General features: G+C 40.6%; 23 protein-coding genes and 2 tRNA genes. 6 read left to right on the top strand and 19 right to left on the bottom strand.

The annotated features are described in order from the left end of the window. Nucleotides 1-62 precede the first annotated feature (62 nt). The 3 genes from bioB to BLW54_RS05190 all read left to right on the top strand — a co-directional run bounded on the left by bioB (nucleotide 63) and on the right by BLW54_RS05190 (nucleotide 2,891). Nucleotides 63-1,049 (top strand): biotin synthase BioB, encoded by a 987-nt coding sequence (bioB, locus tag BLW54_RS05200; RefSeq protein ID WP_035509481.1) that lies wholly within the window; start codon nucleotides 63-65, stop codon nucleotides 1,047-1,049. Between the two features lie 106 nt (nucleotides 1,050-1,155). Further along, nucleotides 1,156-1,782 (top strand): biotin transporter BioY, encoded by a 627-nt coding sequence (locus BLW54_RS05195; protein WP_074733407.1) that lies wholly within the window; start codon nucleotides 1,156-1,158, stop codon nucleotides 1,780-1,782. A 674-nt stretch (nucleotides 1,783-2,456) separates the two neighbouring features. Next, a complete protein-coding gene (locus BLW54_RS05190; protein ID WP_035509485.1) occupies nucleotides 2,457-2,891 on the top strand; it encodes a CHRD domain-containing protein in 435 nt (144 codons plus the stop codon). Nucleotides 2,892-3,448: 557 nt separating this feature from the next. Here BLW54_RS05190 and lpdA read toward each other — a convergent pair. From lpdA to BLW54_RS05165, 5 genes are all read right to left on the bottom strand, one after another. Then, complete coding sequence (gene lpdA, locus BLW54_RS05185) at nucleotides 3,449-4,837, bottom strand: dihydrolipoyl dehydrogenase (RefSeq protein ID WP_244153480.1); 1,389 nt, start codon at nucleotides 4,835-4,837, stop codon at nucleotides 3,449-3,451. 15 nt (nucleotides 4,838-4,852) lie between these two features. Beyond that, entirely contained in the window at nucleotides 4,853-6,079 is a 1,227-nt protein-coding gene (locus BLW54_RS05180; protein ID WP_035518850.1) for a dihydrolipoamide acetyltransferase family protein, read from the bottom strand. Nucleotides 6,080-6,136: 57 nt separating this feature from the next. Beyond that, nucleotides 6,137-7,171 carry an alpha-ketoacid dehydrogenase subunit beta gene (locus BLW54_RS05175; protein WP_035509493.1) on the bottom strand — a complete coding sequence of 345 codons (1,035 nt, stop codon included), beginning with the start codon at nucleotides 7,169-7,171 and terminating at the stop codon, nucleotides 6,137-6,139. A gap of 3 nt (nucleotides 7,172-7,174) precedes the next feature. Then, complete coding sequence (locus BLW54_RS05170; RefSeq protein ID WP_074733405.1) at nucleotides 7,175-8,185, bottom strand: thiamine pyrophosphate-dependent dehydrogenase E1 component subunit alpha; 1,011 nt, start codon at nucleotides 8,183-8,185, stop codon at nucleotides 7,175-7,177. A 178-nt stretch (nucleotides 8,186-8,363) separates the two neighbouring features. Beyond that, nucleotides 8,364-10,178, bottom strand: coding sequence for a sigma-54-dependent Fis family transcriptional regulator (locus BLW54_RS05165; RefSeq protein ID WP_035509497.1), 1,815 nt, complete (start codon nucleotides 10,176-10,178; stop codon nucleotides 8,364-8,366). A gap of 402 nt (nucleotides 10,179-10,580) precedes the next feature. On the opposite strand from BLW54_RS05165, the gene BLW54_RS20395 reads away from it, so the two are divergent. From BLW54_RS20395 to BLW54_RS05155, 3 genes are all read left to right on the top strand, one after another. Further along, complete coding sequence (locus tag BLW54_RS20395; protein WP_139254106.1) at nucleotides 10,581-10,727, top strand: BA3454 family stress response protein; 147 nt, start codon at nucleotides 10,581-10,583, stop codon at nucleotides 10,725-10,727. A 474-nt stretch (nucleotides 10,728-11,201) separates the two neighbouring features. Then, nucleotides 11,202-11,522 carry an ArsR/SmtB family transcription factor gene (locus BLW54_RS05160; RefSeq protein ID WP_051744261.1) on the top strand — a complete coding sequence of 107 codons (321 nt, stop codon included), beginning with the start codon at nucleotides 11,202-11,204 and terminating at the stop codon, nucleotides 11,520-11,522. Nucleotides 11,523-11,569: 47 nt separating this feature from the next. Beyond that, nucleotides 11,570-11,944 carry an ArsI/CadI family heavy metal resistance metalloenzyme gene (locus tag BLW54_RS05155; RefSeq protein WP_139254104.1) on the top strand — a complete coding sequence of 125 codons (375 nt, stop codon included), beginning with the start codon at nucleotides 11,570-11,572 and terminating at the stop codon, nucleotides 11,942-11,944. A 737-nt stretch (nucleotides 11,945-12,681) separates the two neighbouring features. Here the strand turns inward: BLW54_RS05155 and BLW54_RS05150 are convergent. The 14 genes from BLW54_RS05150 to BLW54_RS05090 all read right to left on the bottom strand — a co-directional run bounded on the left by BLW54_RS05150 (nucleotide 12,682) and on the right by BLW54_RS05090 (nucleotide 23,373). Continuing rightward, complete coding sequence (locus BLW54_RS05150) at nucleotides 12,682-13,317, bottom strand: FusB/FusC family EF-G-binding protein (protein WP_035509498.1); 636 nt, start codon at nucleotides 13,315-13,317, stop codon at nucleotides 12,682-12,684. Between the two features lie 139 nt (nucleotides 13,318-13,456). Continuing rightward, a complete protein-coding gene (locus BLW54_RS05145; RefSeq protein ID WP_035509500.1) occupies nucleotides 13,457-13,720 on the bottom strand; it encodes a CD3324 family protein in 264 nt (87 codons plus the stop codon). A gap of 603 nt (nucleotides 13,721-14,323) precedes the next feature. Beyond that, a complete protein-coding gene (locus tag BLW54_RS20930) occupies nucleotides 14,324-14,425 on the bottom strand; it encodes a putative holin-like toxin (RefSeq protein WP_222928632.1) in 102 nt (33 codons plus the stop codon). Nucleotides 14,426-14,909: 484 nt separating this feature from the next. Continuing rightward, nucleotides 14,910-14,983 (bottom strand) — tRNA-Arg (locus tag BLW54_RS05140). Between the two features lie 23 nt (nucleotides 14,984-15,006). Further along, nucleotides 15,007-15,080: transfer RNA gene (locus tag BLW54_RS05135), tRNA-Gly, on the bottom strand. A gap of 114 nt (nucleotides 15,081-15,194) precedes the next feature. Beyond that, nucleotides 15,195-15,719, bottom strand: a complete 525-nt coding sequence (locus tag BLW54_RS05130) for a metallophosphoesterase (protein ID WP_035509501.1) — start codon at nucleotides 15,717-15,719, stop codon at nucleotides 15,195-15,197. A gap of 16 nt (nucleotides 15,720-15,735) precedes the next feature. After that, nucleotides 15,736-16,329, bottom strand: coding sequence for an XTP/dITP diphosphatase (locus BLW54_RS05125; RefSeq protein ID WP_035509502.1), 594 nt, complete (start codon nucleotides 16,327-16,329; stop codon nucleotides 15,736-15,738). Nucleotides 16,330-16,331: 2 nt separating this feature from the next. Continuing rightward, entirely contained in the window at nucleotides 16,332-17,090 is a 759-nt protein-coding gene (rph, locus tag BLW54_RS05120; RefSeq protein WP_035509503.1) for a ribonuclease PH, read from the bottom strand. Between the two features lie 142 nt (nucleotides 17,091-17,232). After that, nucleotides 17,233-18,333 carry a GerMN domain-containing protein gene (locus tag BLW54_RS05115; RefSeq protein ID WP_035509504.1) on the bottom strand — a complete coding sequence of 367 codons (1,101 nt, stop codon included), beginning with the start codon at nucleotides 18,331-18,333 and terminating at the stop codon, nucleotides 17,233-17,235. A 270-nt stretch (nucleotides 18,334-18,603) separates the two neighbouring features. Beyond that, nucleotides 18,604-19,425 (bottom strand): glutamate racemase, encoded by an 822-nt coding sequence (gene racE / locus BLW54_RS05110; protein ID WP_035509506.1) that lies wholly within the window; start codon nucleotides 19,423-19,425, stop codon nucleotides 18,604-18,606. Between the two features lie 30 nt (nucleotides 19,426-19,455). Next, nucleotides 19,456-19,884, bottom strand: a complete 429-nt coding sequence (locus BLW54_RS05105) for a MarR family winged helix-turn-helix transcriptional regulator (RefSeq protein ID WP_051744302.1) — start codon at nucleotides 19,882-19,884, stop codon at nucleotides 19,456-19,458. Nucleotides 19,885-20,082: 198 nt separating this feature from the next. Continuing rightward, on the bottom strand, nucleotides 20,083-20,307 hold the full coding sequence (locus BLW54_RS05100; RefSeq protein ID WP_008635211.1) for a helix-turn-helix domain-containing protein: 225 nt from the start codon (nucleotides 20,305-20,307) through the stop codon (nucleotides 20,083-20,085). Nucleotides 20,308-20,401: 94 nt separating this feature from the next. Next, nucleotides 20,402-21,052, bottom strand: a complete 651-nt coding sequence (locus BLW54_RS05095) for a response regulator transcription factor (RefSeq protein ID WP_074733404.1) — start codon at nucleotides 21,050-21,052, stop codon at nucleotides 20,402-20,404. Continuing rightward, complete coding sequence (locus BLW54_RS05090; protein WP_035518852.1) at nucleotides 21,049-23,373, bottom strand: sensor histidine kinase; 2,325 nt, start codon at nucleotides 23,371-23,373, stop codon at nucleotides 21,049-21,051. Before BLW54_RS05090 ends, BLW54_RS05095 begins: the two co-directional genes overlap by 4 nt. Between the last annotated feature and the right edge of the window lie 67 nt (nucleotides 23,374-23,440).

Raw genomic sequence — 23,440 nt, 5'->3', positions numbered from 1 at the left:
TGTTAAAGCTATCGTTGCTAAAGAGCAAATTTTAAATATATTAAATCTTAAGGTGGGATTAGATGCAAAATTGGAATCTATTAGCTGAAAAAGTCCTTCAGGGGAACGAAATAACGGATGAAGAGGCACTCGCTGTTTTAGAGTGTCCAAAAGAGGAATTGCTAGAGTTGTTACATAGTGCGTATCAGGTTCGTAAACATTACTATGGGAACCAAGTCAAATTAAACATGATTATTAATACAAAATCAGGATTTTGCCCTGAAAACTGCGGATACTGTGCCCAATCAAGGGATTCGACTGCCCCCATTCAAAAATACCGAATGATGGACAAGGAAACGATCATTGAAGGGGCCAAGCAAGCCCACCGTCTGAAATCAGGCACCTATTGCATCGTAGCAAGCGGGCGGGGTCCATCAAAACGTGAAATCGACATTGTCACCTCGGCCGTAAAAGAAATTAAAAATAAATACGACATGAAAGTTTGTGCGTGCCTTGGTTTGCTGAAGCCTGAACAAGCTCGGCAGTTAAAAGAAGCTGGAGTCGACCGCTACAACAATAATATCAACACCTCAGAACAGCATCATGATCAGATCACTACAAGTCACACATACCATGATAGGGTTGCTACCGTTAATTATACGAAAGAAGCTGGAATATCCCCTTGTTCAGGGGTAATCGTTGGGATGAAGGAGTCAAAACAAGATGTAATTGCCATGGCTCGTGCGTTAAAAGAGCTGGACGCCGATTCAATTCCAGTTAACTTTTTACATGCCATTGATGGAACATTATTAGAAGGAACAAATGAACTGACACCAACTTATTGTTTAAAGGTGTTATGTCTATTCCGCTTCATTAACGCTACCAAAGAAATTCGCGTTTCAGGTGGAAGAGAAGTTAATTTGAGAAGCCTTCAACCATTTAGCCTTTACCCTGCCAATTCAATTTTTGTAGGTGATTATCTTACAACTACCGGTCAAGAAGGTACAAAAGACCATCAAATGCTTGAGGATCTAGGGTTCGAAGTTGAATATGCACCGGAAAAAGTATAACAGGGATATGGAGAAAAAGTTGTTATTGTCTTAATTAAGACGCCACAGCTCATTGACGTAAATTCGTTTCCTTTCGCGAGTTTTGAGAAGGAAAGGAGTGAATAAATTGAAAAACTTCAGCACTTTATCGCTTACATTAGTAGCAATATTTGCAACACTGACTGCGATTGGCGCCTTTATAAAAGTTCCGTTGCCCATTGTCCCTTTTACACTGCAGATTATCGTGGTGTTTTTAGCGGGTTCATTATTAGGAAGCAAGCAGGGATTACAAAGTCAATTGGTCTATCTGTTCGTTGGCTTAGCTGGACTCCCTGTATTTACACAAGGCGGAGGGCTTATGTATGTTTTGCAGCCAACGTTCGGGTATTTAATTGGCTTTGCTGCAGGTGCTTTTGCCATCGGTTTCCTTATAGAACGCATACAACAGCCTTCTTTTAAACATTTCATTGCCGCCAACCTAATTGGAACGGTTATTATTTACACCATAGGTGTCCCTTATCTTTATTTAGCATTAAATTTCTGGCTAGGCGTGCCTACTAATTTGTCACATGTACTAGCTGCTGGATTGTTTAGTACTATAGGGATAGATATAGCACTCGCTATTTTTACCAGTCTGTTGGCCGTGCGTTTATACCCTGTTTTTAAAACTATCCATTCCCCAAATAAGAGTGATTTGAAAACGAAGAAAAGTGTCCTTTACGGAACTAAACTTAATAAAAAAAAATCAACTTAAATGGCTTTTCCCATTATTCTGCGATCTCGCATCAATTCTCTTAGTAAGGATAAAAGAAAAGGCAAGATTACATCTGCTGATTTTAAGGTCATACTTTTCTAAGAAAAGCCTCTCACGAGCTCAATGCACTTATGAGAGGCTTTTTTAAGTCTACTTTGGGATAATCCAGATATTAACTGTATGTCCCTAATTAAAAAGGATTATTGTTGTTATCACATTACGCCGCATCTGAGTTACTTCTACTCCTCCCATCTAATCACTTTTGATGCTCCACCATTTCATTACTGGTTTGATTAGCTTTTACTGACTGACCTGTTTTCCGTCCCTCCATAAAAAATAAAGCTCTTAAAGCTACAAGCTGCAGTAGTAATAATAAAACAGAAATACTACCGAAATCTTGCGGTGCCTATCATCCTCTCCTAAATTCATTCATATTCCATTTTCAAAATAACTGCTTTGTAAGTTAAAAATGCAATTCTCTCCTACTTTTTACTATGCCTATGTGATAGAAGAGTACTTTATTAAGGCATCTCGCCTCTATAACAGAAGACATGATTTCAAGGTATACACTTATAACGTAGAAGGTGTTTTATCACGCTTTAATCCTCTCACCTATACAAGCTTATTTCTTTTAACATACAATAACGTAGTTTACTCATTTAGGAGGTGAAAATATGGAAAGATTTATTGCAAAGCTGAAAGGTAAAAATGAAATACCTCCTGTGAATACAGATGCTTTTGGAGTAGCTAAATTCATTCCTAATAAAAATTGTACAAAAATTAAATTTCAGCTCGAAGTCGAGGATATCAGAAATTTCGTTCAAGCACATATTCACTTTGGTGCTCGTGATGAAAATGGTCCGGTCATTGCGTTCCTTTTCGGAGCTAATTTAATGACTTTAGAAGAGCAAGAAGGGATAACCACTCGAAGAGGAAAAATTATTGGAGCCATTACAGATAAAGATATTGAAGCCAATGATGTGGGTATAGACGATGTCGGTGACCTGCTAAAATTTATGCGAAAAGAACTTACGTACGTTAACGCTCATACCGAGCAAAATCCTGGTGGAGAAATCAGGGGCCAAATCATCCCTCTTGATAAAAGATAGTAAAGGTCTCACTTTCCTTTTCTAATGGCTCTTATCCTCACGATAAGGGCCTGTGTTATGTAAATGCTTCTTCAACATAAAGCAAGCACAAAGAATATATTGAAATATGCTGCACGCTGCACCTTAGTTTAAATGGCATGAACTTTTTACATCCAAGTCGTTCCACTTTTGTTTCTCTCCAATTACCGGTTTGGAGTCGGTGATAATTTAATTAAAAATCTTCTTCATAATAATTCTATTCTCATTCATTTCAACCTCTTTTTAATTTTTATAGAGATTATTATTCCTCTCTATCTTCCCCTTCTCTCTTCTTCCATGGACTTCTCTAGAACCACTAACATTCCAATTATTTAAAATTTTTAACCATTACTCAATACTTATAAGAAAAGACGTCATATTTTTTGTATATGACGTCCCAATGTTTACTATTGATTTTGTAAAAAGGCTCATGAGTTTCGCTGGATTAGCCTTATACCGAAAGACTTAGTTTCAAGGAAATAATTTATTCTTTTGAGCTATCGACGATAAGCTGTTTCTGATGTGAAATGTTAGATAAGTCATAACGTATGGACTGGTAAACCGATGGCTTTATCAGCTGCCTCCATTATGCTTTCCCCTAAAGTAGGGTGAGCATGTACAACAAGGGAGACATCTTCAGGGGTCAAGCCGGACTGAATACTGACAGCTAGTTCATTAACCAGCTCAGGTGCTCCTTCTCCCGCGACTTCGGCAGCTAGAATCGTTTGATCAAAAGAATCGACGATCAGTTTGACAAACCCTTTGGCCATCCCCAGTGTCAAGGCTCTTCCGTTGTGATCAAACGGGAAATTATGAACATCCACTGTATATCCTGCTGCGACTAATTCGGCTTCCGATGGACCAACTGACGCGAGAGGTGGATCAGAGTACACGACCGCAGGAATAACGTACTCTGATCCATCGCCAACCTCTCCATTAAGACTTTCTACAGCAATTTTTCCTTGCAGGGTCGCACGATGGGCTAGGGCTGGTCCTGGGGTAATATCACCTATGGCGAAAATATGAGGGTGGTTTGTGCGACCACTATCATCAATAGGGATAAAACCTTGTTCTGATACCCTCACTCCTGCGTTTTCCAAATGCAAATCGCCAGTGTTCGGTTTTCGCCCTACCGTCACCAGGACATAATCGGATTCCACTTGTTTAACACTGCCATTAATGTCCGCATGTATGTTCACTCCCTGAGGCCCCTGCTCGACACTCGTCACTTTCGCCCCTGTATGAACCCTAACATTTTCCCTAGAAGTCAGCTGTTCAAAAACAATAGATGACATGTCGGTGGAAAAGCCAGGGAGAATCGTATCCATGCCTTCGAATATGGTTACATGGGTTCCGAAGTTAGCGAACATGGTGCCTAATTCGACTCCGATATACCCGCCGCCGATGATTGCCAGTGACGAGGGTTTTTCTTGTAAAGCTAATGCCTCGGTGGAAGTAAGCACTCTATTTCCGAAGCGTAAAGCTGGGATTTGTACGGGGCGGGATCCGGTGGCTATGATGCAGGAAGAAAAGGACACGAGATGTTCCTCCTCCCCGGCCACCTTCACCGTATAGCGATCCTGAAAAGAAGCTTCGCCTTGTAGGATCATAATTTCTCTATGTGTCAGTAATCCTTCGATACCACTAGTCAATTGATCGACCAAGGAATTTTTCCAATCTTGCAAGGCTTGAAAATCAACTGAGACATCGGAAAAGCGAACCCCTGCACGGGCTGCTTTCTTGTGCATATTAGCATAATGACTAGCTTCTATCAAAGCTTTTGATGGGATGCATCCGACATTCAAGCAAGTGCCTCCCAAATTTGCTTTATCTACAATAGTCACCCGATTGCCGAATTGAGCAGCCCTCAGTGCTGCTACATAACCACCTGGTCCTGCTCCTATGATGAGAACATCCGTTGTATGCATTCCGATCATCCTTTCCTACAGCAACATCTGATAAGGATGTTCCAAATAAAAGACGATATCCTTTAAAAAGGAACTCGCCGGGGCACCATCAAGAGTGCGATGGTCAAAGGTCAAGCTAAGCGGCAGCACGCTCCGCTCTTCTACTTCGTCATCTGCTAATACAAGAGACTGCTGATAGGCTCCTACACCTAGGATTCCCGCTTCAGGCGAGTTCAAGATCGGAGTGAAAAACTCTATGCCTGAAGCCCCCAGATTGGTGATCGTAAAAGTGGACCCTTTCAGTTGATCATTGGAGAGCTTCTGAGCCCTCGCTTTTTGACTGAGTAAATGGATCGATTCTGCTAGCTCAAACACCCCCTGTTTTTCGGCATGGAATACAACAGGAACAACGAGTCCTTCGTCGAGAGATGTGGCCATCCCCAGGTGAATATCATTATACGTATGGATGACACCATCCAAATACGCACTATTGACAGCTTTGTGTTTTAGTAAAGCTTTCACGGTGGCTCTCGCGATAAAAGCGGTCAGTGTCAAAGTAAAGGAAGAACGTCCCGCTTGTAGATCTTGCTTCGCCTGTTTTTGAATTTCGAGGAGCTCGGTGATATCGGCCTTTTTCATTAAGGTAAGCTGGGCGCTTTCCTGCAGACTATGCTGCATCCGGTCTGCTATCACCTTCCGCATTCCTTTAACAGGAATCGCCTGATTGATTGTTTCTTTCTCTGCATCCCTTTTCTCCGCTCTTTTTTCCGTGAACGCATCCCAGCCCAAATAATCTTGCACATCTTGCTTGGTAATCCGCCCTTTTGGTCCGGTCCCTTTCAACTCAGTGAAGTCTATATCATTGGTTTTTGCTAATTTTTTTGCAGCCGGTGATATTTTGACCCTTTTCTTCTCAATAGCTGCAGGTGTGGTTTTGGTCATCACTGCGCTATCTTCTTGCTTTTGTACCGATTTCTCTTGTTTGGATGGCGAGGAATAGCTAGATAAGCCAGCTTGGAGATTTTCTCCCTCTTCCCCGATATAAGCTAATGTGTGACCGACTTGAATAGTTTCATCTTCTACAGCTTCGATTTTCAGGACACCTGACGACGGGGCCTCTAATTCATTGGTGATCTTCTCAGAACTGATGGTCACCAGAGGTTCCCCTTTTTCTACGACATCATTTTCCTTTTTCAACCATTCGGCAATGGTGCCTTCCTGCATACTCATTCCGAATTTCGGCATCACCACTTTCTCGGCCATCGCTTTCACTCTCCTTTATAAATTGGGTGAACGGTAATATCATTGATACGGGGTGCCTCAAATAGCAACGATGGATTCATCATCGATCATTTCCGCGACGACGGCTAAAATTTTTTCAGGAGATGGTAAATAGACATCCTCTAATGATGGCGAGAACGGTACCGGGCTGTGTGGTCCTGTAACCATTTTGATCGGGGCATCGAGAAAATCGAACCCTTTATCTGCTACTAAAGCTGATATATCTGTGGCGGCATTGCATCGGGGATTAGCTTCATCCACAATGATCAGGTGGTTCGTTTTTTGTACTGACTTTAGAATTGTATCTTCATCTAACGGTGACAAGCTTCGTGGGTCGACGACTTCGGCCTGGATTCCTTTTTGCTCGAGTTTCTCGGCCGCCATAAGCGCAATCTGGACTTGTTTTCCTATGGCGACAATTGTCAGGTCGTCCCCTTTACGCTTGATATCCGCTTGACCGATCGGAATTGTGTAATAGCCTTCTGGTACGTCCGCTTTGACGTTATAAAGGGTTTTGTCCTCAAAAAAAACCACCATATCATCATCTTCAATAGCGGAGATTAATAAGCCCTTGGCATCTCTCGGATTGGATGGCACGATGACTTTCACCCCTGGAATCGCTGTGAACAGGCCATAAAGACTTTGGGAGTGCTGGGCAGCGGCACGGAATCCGGCCCCATGCATCGTACGAATGACAAGTGGAATTTTGGCATGTCCGCCGAACATATACCGCAGCTTAGCACCCTGGTTCATCACTTCATCGAGGCAACTTCCAATAAAGTCATTGAACATCAACTCAGCAATCGGACGCATGCCTGTAGCAGCAGCACTAACAGCCGCTCCGACATACCCGGCTTCGGCTATCGGCGTATCCAGTACCCGATTCTTACCGAATTCCTGGATCAGTCCTTTTGTGACTCCCATAACGCCGCCCCATGCTTCATCATTCTGAAGGTGATCCACATCCGCTCCACCGGCGACATCTTCTCCAAGCAGAATGACATCGTCATCTTTTCTCATCGTTTCGCTAATTGCTTCATTTACCGCATCAGCAAAGGAAATTTCTCTAGTCATCACTTATTCCTCCTCACCAGACTTATAATTCACATACACATCTGTTGTCAGCTGGTCGGCTTCAGGCAGCGGACTCTTCTCCGCAAATTCCACTGCGTCACGCACCGCCTCTTGGACCTGTTCATCAATCCCGTGCAACTCCTCCTCTGTTGATAGTTCATTCGCTACCAAATGTTCGCGGAAACGGATGATCGCGTCTAAAGCGGTCAGGTGTTCATCGCGTTCTTCTGATGTTTTATAAGTTTGAGCATCCCCTTCAAAGTGTCCGTAATTACGGTACGTTTTACATTCTATCAAGCTAGGCCCTTCTCCGTTACGGGCCCGCTCGACTGCCCGTTGTGCCGCTTCATAGACAGCAATGGTATCTTTTCCATCCACTGTTTCACCTGGAATGCTGTAAGATGTCGCCCGGTCAGCAATAGATTTACAACTGGACGCATATTCAAAAGGGGTAGCTTCGCCATAGCCATTATTCTCGGCCACGAAAATGACAGGAAGGTTCCAAATGGCCGCCTGGTTGATCCCTTCATGAAACGTACCGTGGTTATTGGCCCCGTCACCAAAAAAGCAAACCGCAACCGCGCCGTTCTTTTTTAATTTGGCAGTCAAACCTGCCCCGGTAGCAAGCGGGAATCCTCCGCCGACAATCCCATTTGCCCCAAGCATCCCTTTACTGACATCGGCAATATGCATAGATCCGCCTTTACCTTTACATAGGCCCGTAGATTTCCCATAGATTTCGGCCATCATGCCTTTCAAATCACATCCCTTGGCAATACAATGGCCATGACCACGATGGGTGCTCGTAATGAAGTCCTTGTCATCCAGATGAGCACAAACCCCTACAGCCACCGCTTCTTCACCAGCATATAAATGGACAAAACCCGGAATCACACCTGTACTGAAGGTTTCATGTACTTGATCCTCAAACTGCCGAATTTCTACCATTTTCTGATACATCCACTTGGCTTTTTCTGATGTTAACGACTCCTGCTGGACTTGTGATGCTCTCATACTTGTCACCATCCTTATTTTTTGTAACGCCCTATAGAGCGTTCTATTTTCTTACATGCAAGTTTCATACCAAAAAAGAAAACGCCCACAAAATGAGCGTTTAACAATCGTCTGTTATGATTTTTCAGGTAGAATATGGGACAAAAAGATAAATTCTCTCATTCTGTCTCATTTTTTCTCAGCGGTCCAATTTATATTTCTTCAATTTCCGATAAAAGGTGCTGCGCGGGATGCCGAGCTGCTGAGCTGCGGCTGAAACCTTCCCCCCATGCTGTTTCAGGGCTTTGACGATATAATCTTTTTCCATTTGTTCACGATAAGATAATGATTCGGGAAGCGGTTGGTTGAATTCAAAGGGAGTAATTTGACGAATGTATGACTCAATTTGCCTTGGATCCGGAGCATAGGTATCTGTTTCTGTCTGAAGACCTTCCAGAACATTAAACAATTCGCGAATATTTCCCGGCCAATGGTAACGTTGTAAAGCCTTTACTGCTTCTTTAGACCAGTTGAAGCGCCAGTTTTGCTTGTGAAAATAATAGCGGATCAAATCAGGGAGGTCCTCCAGTCTTTCTCTCAATGGAGGCATTTTTATAGGATAAACATAAATCCTGTAGTACAAATCTTCCCGGAACGTTCCGTTTTTCACCAGTTCTCTTAATGGCTGGTTAGTCGCTGTAATCAGCCGAAATGACACCGGGATCGCCTTTTTGCCTCCTATCGGGATCACTTGCTTTTCCTGCAATGTACGGAGAAGAGCGATTTGGGTCTTCGATGAAATATCCCCGATTTCATCCAAGAATAAAGTTCCCCCATTCGCTTGGATTATTTTCCCGTCATACCCGCCTTTTTGCGCACCGGTAAAAGCTCCTCCCACATAGCCGAATAGCTCACTTTCTAGCAAATTTTCCGGCAATGCTCCACAGTTTACTGCAACAAAAGGCGTATCACATTCCGTACAGTCATGAAGGGAGCGGGCCATCACTTCTTTTCCTGTCCCTGTTTCTCCCGAGATGTGAATGGTCACATCTGAATGCATCGCTTTTTCCGCCCGTTGTAACACCGATTGAAATGATTGGCTCTTTCCTGTGACCCCTTGAAAAGAAAACGCTGGATTCCATCCTGGAATGCTAGCTTCCTTGCTTTTTCCTGACCAGGATACATAATGGCCGATTATTTCAGGGGACTCTTCCGAGTAAACAGGAGTTTTCTTCACGCCCTCGGGCAGACCTTGATTAGGAAACTCCGGAATCACGTCAATCGATGGAGACTGGTAGATCATCTGATCATGGCGATTGAAAATCATGAATGGTTCTGAACTCTCTTGCTGTACTTTCAATCCATAATTAATGAGTTCCAACTTTTCTTGATTGATCCTGCTCTTCCAGCTACTTTCAATGGCGTACGTGGTCGTGACCACCGTAGCTAGTAAATGCTCGTGATAGGATGGAACATGTGGACTTGATATATCCAAAGCTCCGATGATCTCGCCCTGCTCATCTTTAATAGGGGATGCGGAACAACTCCAACTTTGCGAAGCGATCGAGAAATGGGCCATGCCGTTAATAGTGATCGGTTCTTGAATTGCTAACGTCGTCCCGATGGCATTTGTCCCAACTTGCTCTTCCGTCCATTTCACACCTTCTGTAAAATTGATATCTTCCGCGACAGCCTTCACTTTACTTTCGCCAATCATCCGAAGAACATACCCATCACGATCTACAAGCATTAAAATCACATCCGAGTTTTGATACATCACTGCCAATTTGTTGATAAAAGGTTCAGCCACGTCGATTAGATGCTTATTTTCTCTCCGTCGCTTCTTAAATTCCTCTCCGGATAACAAATGAGAGCCTTTACCATTGTAAGGATCGACACCAATCTGCATACATTTATTCCATGATGCGGCAATCCGGTCACTTATCCGGGAATCATCCAACACACCTTTTTGAACAAACCGTTTCCAGTCTGCTTTAGTGATCTGTCCGAGCACGAGATTCTTCACCTCTTCTATAAAAAATTGAGCTAGAACTTATAATGACCTTTTTATGTAACATTCAATTTATTTCTTATTGTTTCCTTCCTTCTGACTATTAAATTCTGGAAGTTCATTAGATGAGGGCATGTAAACAAAACTTAGTTAGTATGAATTTTCATTTTGGCTTCGACAAAACTTTTTCTTGCACGCATGGGTGACTCTCACTACGGTGGGTCTCTAACAAATCGTGTTGCAATTTGCCTCTGGATCGGGGGAGACTCGATACTTGGAATGTTTGGCTGGTTAGAATAAAGAGTTCATTTGGGCAGTAATTTTCAATAAACCTTTACATAAAACCTATCAAAGCTTAAAAAATCACATTTACAATAAAAGTATAAAGAGAGGAGGAAAAATAAAATGTACAAGTATTTTATTAACGTTACATTCAAAGGGAAAATTTATCAAACCAATGTAATAGCTAACAAAAACAAATCAGAAAAAGAAGTGTATCAAATTGCAAAAAAACAAGTCTTGAAACAATGGGCAGGCCAAACAACAACATAAGTTAATAATTTCAACGATTAGAGGGGGTCTTACTCCTTTCCCCTATTCATATTCTACATAACGAATATTCACGATAAGTGGTCATAGCAAGTCTTTAAAGGACATGGTTAAATAAAATAATATATTTATTGGATCTTATTTAACATCGCAGCGTCAACAATCCAAGGACTTTTTCGCTTATTTGCCCAAAATAGAAGAAGCTTCTTGATATTCTTGATTATTAAAAGTTACGAATTAGTTGAGAGTCAGAGTTTATAGTAAATTGACTTCCTAGTTTTTCAACTCATTCAAATAAATCTATAAACTGATGTGCCAACCTTTAAAATATGGTTTATTCAACAGAACACAAGTAAAAATTTACTCCTGCACACTACTTTCTGAGTCTAGATTAAGTAAGGAAGCGATGCTTGACTTTCTGAATAAGCTGACATAAGCTTTATATATCAAAAAAAATTGATTTAAGGAGGGGATGATGTGGATAAAACCATTCCATTTACAGATACATCCTTAAAAAGCACTTTTAGCCTCTATGAAAAGAAATTTAAGGCTTTAGCAGATCAAAAACGCCTTCATATTCTACATGAAATCACAGAGCATGGTGAGGTTTGTGTTTGTGACTTGTCAGAGGAATTGCAACTTCCTCAATCGAAGTTATCTTACCACCTGAAAATCTTAGTGGACGCTCGGCTCATTGAAAAAGAAGCCAGAGGAACTTGGAGCTATTACACATTAAATCATTCAGAAATCAACCATATTTTATCTGAGGAGCTTTGCTGCCTGTTTCGGCGAGATTAACTTTTTATACAATAAATCAAAAAAAATTGATTAATGGAGGTATGAAAATGAATGTACATGTTGGATTAAATGTAGTAGATATGGAGAAATCGATTAAATTTTATAATAAAGTCTTTGAGGAAAAACCAGTAAAACAGAAAAGTGATTATGCAAAATACTTACCTAAAGGTCTTCAACTTAATTTCACCCTTAATGTAACACCAGAAGTATCTGGTAATCAGGTAGGTCACTTTGGGATTCAAGTTGAAAAGCAAGAAGATATTGATGAACATAAGCAGCGTCTCGAGAAACTCGGGTTTTTCACCCGTGAAGAAAAGGATACAAACTGTTGCTATGCCTTTCAAGATAAATTCTGGATAACGGATCCAGACGGCAATGAGTGGGAATTTTTCTATACGAAAAAAGATGTTGAAGGAAATTAAAAAGGAGCAGTCTTGCTGCAACTAAGGAGGAAACTGTATGAATAATATTTATGCTATAGAAAAGCGATTAGAAGAAATAAAAAGGAATCATGATAAAATGTATTCTCCTCCTATTCCTCCTGCTACCAAAAAGAAATGGGGCTTTTATAAGCTAGTTCTTTGGAAAAGTGAAAGATCACACTCATGCTGTGTTTCATGTTGCTAGTAATAAGATAACCATTTATAAAAAGGAACGTTTAATCGTAATGTTCCTTTTTTCCAAGAAAAACCCTATTCTCTTGAAACTGAGTCTTTAGATAACTGTCCTATTGTTGAAGACTCAGTTTCGAGGTCTAAAAATGTCGTCAAACATGCTTTTAACTATAGAAATAGAAAGAGTCTGCCACCAAGGTTTGTGTTTTCAAATATTGGAGCGTTTGTAATTATTCAGACATAATGGTATAACTACTCGTACGTAAAACAGCCGTAGAACCACTAATTCCCTTGTGGAATCATGAGTCCTGATAAGTCCTTTTTCTTAGGTTGACATCAAATAAGCTTAGTTGAAAAATAGATAGAGCAACTGGATCTCATCTCATTTTGCTTCCTCTATCATAAAATCGATGAAATAGTTATAACAAACGTCATACATATCCATGGTCAAATTTGCAGGGGTAGAATAGACTAAACCTGCTAAACTCCTCCCGCTAATGATTCATTATTCCTATAATACTTCTTATCTTTCATTGATTTGATAGTCATTTTCGAAGGCGATCAACGAAATCATATAAATAATCTAGAGATGACAAGTTATGATTACAAACCTCCCCATCGCTGCAAATATAATTCCCTTTTTTCTTATACGTACCCTTTTCTTTTCCTTTGATTTCTACTAAAAACAAGCCGATAGATTGGTAACTGTTGCATATTGTACATATGCCTTTTTGCGTTTCTTTCTTAAAGGACCCTTCTATCCCAATCCATTTCTCATTACGCATTATGACCAGATATTTCTTCTGTGCTCCTGGGTCCCGCCAGGTTAAATAAGAACGTCTTCTTACATCCATAGTATCAAGATTAGGAATTTTCATTTTTTTTGTTTTTGGAAATAATTTTTTCACTTCCTTTTCAGTAATCCGAAAAGGAATAACATACAGCTTAAGTTGCGATAAAACCTCTTCCACCTGTTCCTCTTCCCTAACCTGAAATAATGGTTTGATTAGCGACAGTTCTTCTTCAGAGCAATGTCGGAATTCGCCCATCGTCTTCTCCTTAACTAAAGAGGTAACTGCCTGAATCACATTTTGATCATGGGACGTGCTGCGGGCTCTAATCAGCTTGAAAGCTTGAAAACGCAGCAAATTAAACTGCTCTGGACGAATGAATGCTTGCATTTATCTCCCTCCATATATACCAATATCTATTCATTAGTGTATGGAAACGGCTCACACATTCCTATGCCAAATTCTATTTAGAAACAAATGGAGCATAAAAAACTGAAGACCTTTGGCTAAGATCTTCAGTTAATTTCAGTTACCTCGAATAGATAATTTTTTTAATGGTATCCTCTGAAAGATAATACTTATTTGTTAATTTTTCGATGGTTTCACCATTTGAAAAGTCAGCTTTGATCAAACAGTTACGCTCGTTGATGTAAGCTCTTGCCCCTGAACAAGCGCCCCACTTTTTATAAGCAGCTTTAGGTTTAGGAATATAAAGCGTCCTTCCCTGGACGTATTTCTGTATTTCATAAACAAGTTCCTCTGGTAACACATCATCAGCTTTTACATAGTTCATGCAAACAGCTCCTTATATTTATTTTTGATAAACAATAAGGAAGCAAAGTCTAGGGTTAGATTTGTAAAAGCGTGCGCAAGTGAATGATCCCTCTCATGCAAAGCATCGCTCGCCTAATCCATAGACTTTGCATGAGCCGTTGCATTAGAAGGCATTATCATGCCATTATCACCCTCTTATTTATAATACGCTTATTATATCCCACTTCAGGTTAGGTTTTCTAGGTTATTTAACATTTTCTCAAAGAGAAGAGATTTCTTTGCGCCGTGCATGGAATCACGAAGAACTATAGTAGTAAAGAGTGAACAGAGAAAAGTTGAGGTTTTCTTCATTAAAAGAAGAGACCCTTGTGGTCTCTTCAACGTGTTTTTGCATTTATTTTAGATCTCTTTAAACATTTTTCTTGTTTGGATCTTCTTGGATAATATAAAAAAATGCATTGTGAACGTGTGAAAATTTCTGAAATGTGGTATTATAGGGGTAACAAATCATATAATAAAAAGACCACAGCGCGAACTGTGGTCCAATGATAGCCATTCTTTGATAGGGGATTGGCGTTATCTAAATCGAAAAGTAGCCCTTACCCGTTAGCCGACAGGGGGGCTACTTTTTTGTTGCTGAAAAAATAGCGACAATCACAGCGATTAGTGTAATGATCATCGTAGAAAAAGAGATCATTATTGAAATCGCCTCAAAGATCGTCATGAAATCACCCCCTTTCCGGGTGATCTCAACCGCCCTATCGTAATCAATCATGGTGTTGAATGAATGACTATCTATTAAGATTATAACATAATTGTCCTTAAAATACCTTTCATTCCATAATTTTCAAATAAGAAAAACCTTTCATACCAACGTTTGGAGGGGCATTATTCATTACATCTTCCTGAATGTGTATTGGTTAGTACGATTCTAAAATCCTTTTGATTATGGGGCTGCTGAATCAATCATCCTGATCTCTCCATTTTAAATGTAGGCTTCCATTTCGTTATACTTCTGATCGTATAAGAGTATTTTTCCCCATCAATTCAATGAGAACCAGATACTCATAAATCAAAGTAAAATCCAGCCCCTCTTCTGCCTCTAACGGGGTTATAGTACCCGGTCAAGACCATTCCCACTTCTATAAGGAAATAAGAAAAAAGCTGAATCCTTTGTCTATCAAAGGTTTCAGCTTTTTCATAGTTAGCGTCCCAGGAGAGATTCGAACTCCCGACCCACAGCTTAGAAGGCTGTTGCTCTATCCAGCTGAGCTACTGGGACATGCTTTTTATTTTAAATATGTATGGAGCGGGTGAAGGGAATCGAACCCTCGTCATCAGCTTGGAAGGCTGAGGTTTTACCATTAAACTACACCCGCATTTAAAAATTCCTTACCTCTAAAGTGAAAATCTCTTAATTCCATCTTGTGAAGCGGACAAGAATTATTATATTAAGAATCCGCAATTTTGTCAACAGGATTGCAGCAAAGAATTTAATTCTTTACTGCAAGTTCTGTTGTCATGCTTAAATCTGGGAGGTGTTCTCCATTTATGTGATAAAACTGCAAGCGGACCTGTTTTAAACTGTCCCATTCCAAGATGGCATAAGTCGGTTCTTTTCGATCTCTTGGAAGTCGTGCACTTCCCGGATTGATAAAGAGGGTGTCACCGACCTTTTCTGCTCCTGCGATATGGGAATGACCGAAACAAGCAACTTGGGCGCCTACTTCTTCAGCCCGATAGGAGAGAGGAATCAAAGTCATTTTCACTTGATATAAATGTCCATGAGTCACAATAAACGTCAATTCCCCCACTTGAAGGATTTGCTCTTCTTGCATCTCCCTTTCGAAATCGCAATTCCCTTTAGCGTAGTAGAAACCTTCAAGCTCGTTTGAATCAAAAGAAAGTTCTGAATCCCCACAGTGGATCATCGCGTCTACATCCGCATGTCTTTCTTTTATTGCGTTGACTTCTTTTTTTAATCCGTGTGTATCACTGACAATTAATATTTTAGGCATGACTCATTCACCTCGCTCATGATTGAGTTTTCAGCCACTCTTCAATTTTCTCAATGGCATGATAACGATGACTGATAGCATTCTTTTCGTCAGAAGAGTGCTCTGCCATCGTTCGTGTTGATCCTTCTGGAATGAAAACAGGATCATATCCAAATCCATTCGTCCCTTGGGGGTCTCGGGCTATCGTTCCTTCACATGTTCCTCTTTCGACAAAAGTTTTTTCTCCAGGTCGAGCTACTGCTACAGCACATACGAATCGCGCTGTTCTCTTCTGATCATCTACTTTTTCTAAGTTCTTCAGGAGTTTTTCCGTATTTTTGTCGTCATCTTTCTCTATTCCTGCATAACGAGCAGAGTAAACACCTGGTTTACCATTCAGGGCATCTACTTCAAGCCCGGAATCATCCGCAACGACAGGCAGGCCAAGGTATTCAGACATTTCTTCCGCTTTAATCGTTGCATTTTCTTCAAACGTGCTACCTGTTTCATCAATCTCTATAGAACGATCAATATCGAGCAATGATTTTACAGCAATATTATATTTAGAAAACATAGAACGGAATTCTTCCACTTTTCCCTCGTTCTTTGTAGCCACAATCAATTCTTTCATAATTATTCAGCCGCCTCTGCTTTCGAACGGATGACGTTGGCCCAATCTCCAATTGCTTCTTCTTGCACTTTAATCAAGTTAGTTACGCCCTCTTCGGCAAGTGAAAGCATTTTTTGCAGCTGTTGCATGGAGAACGTGGCCTCTTCGCCTGTCCCCTGTAATTCTACGAATTCACCTTTGCCTGTCATAATGACATTCATATCCACTTGGGCTTTGCTATCTTCTTCGTAACAAAGGTCGAGAATTTCGTTGCCATCCGGCAGGACACCCACAGAGATAGCGGTTAAGAAGTCTGTAATGGGCAGCTCTTTAAGTGTATTCTTCTTGACCAGCTTTCCAAGTGCAATCACAACAGCTACAAACGCACCAGTGATGGATGCAGTACGTGTTCCGCCATCTGCCTGAATAACATCACAATCAACCCAAATCGTCCGTTCACCTATCTTATCTAAATCAACCACTGCACGCAGGGAGCGTCCAATTAATCGTTGAATTTCCATCGTACGACCTGAGACTTTCCCCTTGGATGACTCACGAATATTACGCTGTTCCGTTGCACGTGGAAGCATAGCATATTCAGCTGTGATCCATCCTTTCCCCTGTCCACGTAAAAAAGGAGGTACACGATCCTCTACGCTGGCATTACAAATTACTTTTGTATCTCCAAAACTGATGAGTACTGAACCCTCTGGATGTTTTACATAGTCTGTTTCTATCGTCACTGTTCTTAGTTCATTAACTTCACGATGATCATTTCTCATCGATAACGACCTCCTTTTCCTACACCATTATCCTTGCCCATCTTAACACAAAATACATCTACTCGGTAGTTAAAGATCAATTGGAAAAGCGCTTCAAAAGTTGTCACACTTTTGAAGCGCTTTGATTGTCAATGTGTCGTTCTTACATTTCTTCTGCCCCATTAATATCCTGTCTTGAAACTGGTTCTGCAAGTGGTTCTCCAGCTTCGTTAAATACTTGTTCTGTGCCGTCCACATGGACTTCGACAGATTCTACATCAGCAAGATCTGTAAGACTCATGACTAGACTAGCAAGGGCCGCATCAGACAGTGACGGCTCGTCTGTACCTGTTAAGATATTTTCATTAAATGAAAGCGCAAGGACCCCATTTTCTAATTTCGATTTGACCATCTCAGACCCTTCATTAAACGGATTCATAAGAGGACTTCCTACCTCAGGACCTTCCAGTAATGCCTGTACCATAGCAGCATATTCATCATCACCTTTTGAAACACGGGTCGTTACTGGAACTTGGTATACTTGTTCCCCATTTTGCGCTGGGAAATAAACCGTTACCGCTTCACTGTTCATGATATCTGTTTCCATGCCTACCTGGTTGTTGATCCCGTCTGAACGGGAGACCCCTTCAGAAATTGGGGTCCCGTCAACAGGCATAACGTCTTGTTCATGACCATTAATCCATAGCTTAATCCGTTTTACATTATCGAATTGGGTAAGGGTATAGGTCATCGCTTGAAGAATTTTCTCTTCATCTTTCGCTTCATAGTTTTTAAAGTCTTCGGATACATCGACAACTAAAGTACCATCTTCTTTAGCATTTACCCCGTTTATTTCTGTACCGGCTGGAAGTACAGCTTCAAATCCATTGGGGAGAAGGTTCGTTACAGGGCCGTCTTTCACCATATATTCAAGTACCTGTGTAGCTACTTCCTCTGAAGCCGGAAGTTCTAAGGTTTGTGGGGCGACCATTCCATTTGCGTCTAACAGATAGACCTCTCTTGATACCGTGCCAGCAGATTCATCTTCTGTTTCTCCTGCTTCTCCAGTGCCCTCAGCTTCTTCTCCTTCTCCTTTAGATTGAGGTTCATCACTACTCGGATCTGGCGGCGTCGAAGCCGCCTCTTCTGGTGTGTCCATTTTCTCTAATGATTGCTCTCCTTCAAAAAGGCAGCCTGAAAGTAACCCTGCACACAACACTAAAAATACTGTGAGGATGAGGGGTTTATAGCCGTACTTCTTCATAGTTTTCCCTCCTGAGATAGATTGTACTACCATATATACGAGCCCCACAGAGGATTAGACCAGAGAATTTTGAAAGTAAGGTTCATGAACAGACCCGCACACTAGCTAAAGGATTATTGGGTACACTCCTTTTCACATAACACCTGGGAGTAAAAGAAGCGCGAGGGCTTTGTTGATTCCTAATAAAGCTTACGCATAGAACCACCGTTCAATCACACAAAAGGTCAAGGAGAGAAGGAGATGATCCTTTTCTAGAAAAAAAGCTCTGCCTTAATAGGCAGAGCTTGGCACGTGTTCCAATTCAATGGATTTAAGAATTTGAACAGGTTCATCAAACCAACTGTTAGCTACTAAACGGAATTTCTCAATATCCCCTGTTGTATAAAATTCATGGACAGGAGTAGAGTCATTTTTTTCAAGGAGTTTATGATACGCTAGGATTAAGCTTGCCTCCCTAGCTGTTTCTTCTCCTGAACTAATAACCTGAATATGATTTCCCATCTCCTTTTGGACAAGGTCCTTGATTAACGGATAATGAGTACAACCTAAAATAAGAGTATCGATATGATTCCGATCTTTTAATGGTTGAAGCGTATGGGAAACAATTCTTTCCGCTTTGGGTCCAGATAGAATACCTTCTTCGACCATTGGTACAAAAGGCGGACAGGCCAAGCCATTCACTCGTATTTTTTGGTCGATGGAAACCAGCGCGTCAGGATAAGCATGACTCTCAATCGTTCCTTCGGTGCCTATGATCCCAATCCTTTTGTTACGGCTCACCTTGATTGCCGCTCGCGCTCCTGGGTCAATAACTCCAATGACAGGAATATCCAATGATTCCTGAAGTTCTGAAAGTGTATAGGCAGTGGCTGTATTGCAAGCGACCACGAGCATCTTCATATTTTTTCGCAGTAAATAATTGACCATTTGCCAAGTGAAAGCACGTACTTCCTCTTCGGTCCGAGGACCATATGGACACCTTTTCGTATCCCCTAAGTAAAGAAATGTCTCTTTAGGTAATTGCCGCATCAGTTCTCTCGCTACCGTTAGACCGCCTACTCCTGAATCAATGACTCCAATTGGTTGTTTCAATTTGCATCCCTCTTTTATTTCTTAGTTGTCTTAATCCTGGTCTGTTTCTCTCATTTTCTCATGAAGAACATGAAGCAGACGGTTTAAAGTTTCTACATCGTCTTTGGAGACATCCTTCAATACCTCATTCAAGTAATGCTGGCGTTTCTCAATCACCTCATGAATGATACGCTCTCCTTTTTCTAACACATGAATTCTTACAACACGGCGGTCTTTAGGATCGCGCACCCTTTCGACAAGCTCGTTCTTTTCCATACGATCTACAAGATCTGTCGTTGTACTACATGCTAGATGGATATAATTAGAAAGCTCCCCGATCGTCATATCCCCCTTTTCAAGCAACCATTGAAGGGCGACGAATTGAGGGGCTGTAATTGGATAATGGTTCAAAATGACTCGTCCTCTTTGTTTGATGATCCCAGATATGTACCTTAGCTCTTTCTCTACATCTGCCATCATGGACGTCTGTTGCGAATTTGTCACATTCAGCACTCCTAACGAAAATACTTTATAACTTCCATTCTCATGTTTTCGACGAGAAATTTCAAGTGTAGCTTTCTTTATATGGAAAACCCTTTCAGGTATCGTCCCGTTATACGTGACCTACCTGAAAGGACCTCTTCCACCCCAAAGCAATGGTATGCTGTTCTACGGAGATTACAATTCTAATTCCCCCATACGCAGCAGTTCTACAACCGCTTGGGAGCGTCCTTTCACTCCTAGCTTTTGCATTGCATTTGAGATGTGATTACGCACAGTTTTCTCTGAAATAAAGAGCTCTTTTGCGATCTCCCTTGTCGTTTTATCCTGTACTAGAAGCTCGAAAACTTCTCGCTCCCGCTTGGTAAGAATTTGTGTTGGCCGATAGCCGTCCTCCTTCACAAGCGTACCCCTCCTTGTTGTTCCTGAGCTTATATGAGGGGAATTATTTAGTCATTGTATCGTATGACTGAAATGGCTACCCTGTGCTACTGTTTCAAGATTTAGACACAAGCCCGAGTTCTTGAGCTTTAAAGAGTGCCTCCGTGCGTGACCGGACATTCAACTTATTGAAAATTCCGGTTAAAGTGTATTCCACACTGCGCTGTGACATATGCAGCGTTTGGGCAATTTCCCTGTTCGTAAAACCTGAGGCCACTTCCTGTAAAATCGATTGTTCTTTTTCATTTAAAGAAAACCCGTTCACTTCATCTGATTCTGAAGTTGTACTCACGCAAGCTTCTGATCTTCTCAATTGTTTTAATAAATGAAGGGGAATGACAACTTCATCCCTTAATGCACAGCGGATAGCTGTCACCAGTTGTTCACTCGTGGCCGTTTTACTTACGAAACCATTAATATCTGCTTCTACAATCATATTGAAATGAGTATTTAAATCAAACCCTGTATAAATGAGGAGCTTCAAGTCCGGGTAAGATTTTCTTATTTTTTTAGCCAGCTCAATGCCATTCATCCCGGGCATATATAGATCTAATAATAAAACATCGTATGCATTTTCTTCTAAAAGGGATTTTACATTTTCATTCTCATGGGTAACATCTACCTGCATATCTCCTTCTTGTTCTAACATCGCTTTTGTTCCTGCTCCCACAGCAGGATGGTCATCAACAATTAGTATATTCATCATACTTGGACCTCCTTCTTCCTTCCAACTGGGAAAGTAATGATCGTCTTAAACCCTTCCCCTGGAGCTGTTTCAATTTCTAAATGGCCATTCAAACCATTCACCCGCTGTTCAATCCCCGACAATCCAATATGGGAAAATAAATCCCGTTGGACAGAGTAATCCATCCCTTTCCCGTTATCTGAATAAAGCAGCATGATGTGTTCTCCCTTATTGGATAAAGAAAGCTTTACAATCTTAGCTTCAGAATGCTTCATCGCATTGGTTAACAATTCTTGAACAATCCTGAAAATCGCCAAAATTCTTTCCTGGTCTAGTTCAGCATCAAAGCGCTCATTTGAAAAATAAACAGTGAAGTTTGATCTGAGTTGATATTGTTGAATCAAATTTTTTAACGACTGGACCAATCCCATTTCTTCTATAAAAGCAGGTCGTAATTCATTACATGTCTCACGGATGAGATGAATACTATCAAGGAGTGACTCCTTGTATACCATAAGCTCTGCATGCAAGCTTGGTGTTAAGTCCGTACGTTGTCGAATCAAGTCATCCATTTTCCTATAAAGATACAGCTGCTCCTGCAAAACTGTATCATGTAAATCGATAGAAAGCTGTTTCCTTTGGTTTTCAGCAATGGTGAATAATAACCTGGAAAGCCAAGTCGGATATTTTTGTGTTTGATCATTTCTCAGTTTCCGTAGCTCTTTCAATAAGTCTTCAATCGTGTTCATATTCTGAATAGCAATATTGGCATTATGAGAAATCGTCTGCAAATAGGTTCTTTCATCATGATTCAACGTAGTAAAATCCTTTTTCCCTTTGCACCACATCATTGTTAGTTTTTCTAAAGAGTAACCTACAATCAAACCAAAACCTTTTTCTGTCTCAATTACAGAGCCAATATCATAATGCTGATCGTTCAAATAGGGATCAAAATGCTCAATAATATCCTGAGGGATTTGCTCATAAACACAATACATATTCCGTTTATTATGTTTAGAATAAATGTAAATATCTCTTACATTCAATACGTTTTTCACTTCGTCACGCATGACTTTCATTAAATCAACGGCATTGGATTGCTCTTTCATGTCCTGCGCCATTCTATGCATACTTTCTTGATAACTATAGCGTGCTGTAAATAAAAAACGTTGCAACTTGAAGTCTAAAAACTCCTTTAATGACAGAAACAAAACTAAAGATACATGAAGGAGCAAAAAGATTTGAATATAACTGACTAAATACAAATCGCTTTTAATCATCCAACCAATGATAAACATGAGGGCAATACTGGGTATCACCGATAGGATAATATAATAACGCACCCGGGACATCACAAAATCTATATCAATCAATCTCTCCCTGGTGACCAAATACATAAAAGTGATCGGTAAAGCGATTAGAAACATTGCTCCAACCTCAAGCGATATCACATTCACGCCGAAAGCGAGAGAAGGAATCAAGTAAAGCCATATATAAGGAAAGAAAGCCACCGTCATCCCAATAGCCATGTACTTAAAAATAGGACCAACAGCTGATCGTTTATGAATATACAGCCCCCGGTAAATAATATAGAAAGAAATAATATATAAAACTAATAATAAACCGCCTGGTATAGGCTTAAAGTAATCAGGATATTGCTCCTTTATCAAAAAATACCCTTCCGCGATCGACACTAAAGTAACAGTAAGGTATAACAAATAAACAATTTTTTTAGAAAACCAATAAATATTCAGTTCTTGAAAGTAATTATATAAGAAATGGATGAGTATAACAGGGGAAAATAAAAATAAGCTGGTATTCAAAAACAGGCTATATAAATCATCTCTAACCGCCCCACTGTTACTTAGATAGCCTGTCGCAATAGCCAAAAAGAACAGGATTAACTGTTCTGCTGAATACCTTTTCGGCACCCGTTTATGGACTAGATAAGAAATACTCAAAATCACAACAAAAAACAAGACGGGAAGAACGATATATAATAACCAGTGAATTGGACTTGAATTATCGATATTATCATAACGGAATTCCTGCCCGTCGTGCTGGACCACAAATGAATCTGCACGCTCCAACTCCTTAAACATGGAAATAGACCGATGTTCTATTGGATCAGTGTCATTAATCGAACGCACGACTCCGCCTAGAGGAACATTATGCCGGTCGCCCCAACTTCCCTTTTGAATATTAATAATGGTCCACTCTCCGTGGTTTTCTTTCACATCGATCCCAAGATATGGCTGAGTAACAGACAGTATAATCATATAACATGCAGAAAGAATGAAAAATAACAATACCATCCACTGTGACCATTTAAAATTAAACATACATACATCCACCTTCACCCATTATTCAACAAGTCTATTATACTATGGAACTTATAGCCTACAGCCC

The organism is Halobacillus karajensis (assembly GCF_900108515.1).
GTDB classification, from domain to species: Bacteria; Bacillota; Bacilli; order Bacillales; family Halobacillaceae; genus Halobacillus; species Halobacillus karajensis.
The sequence above is the reverse complement of the archived record's forward strand: the minus strand, read 5'-3'. Positions and strand labels throughout refer to the sequence as shown.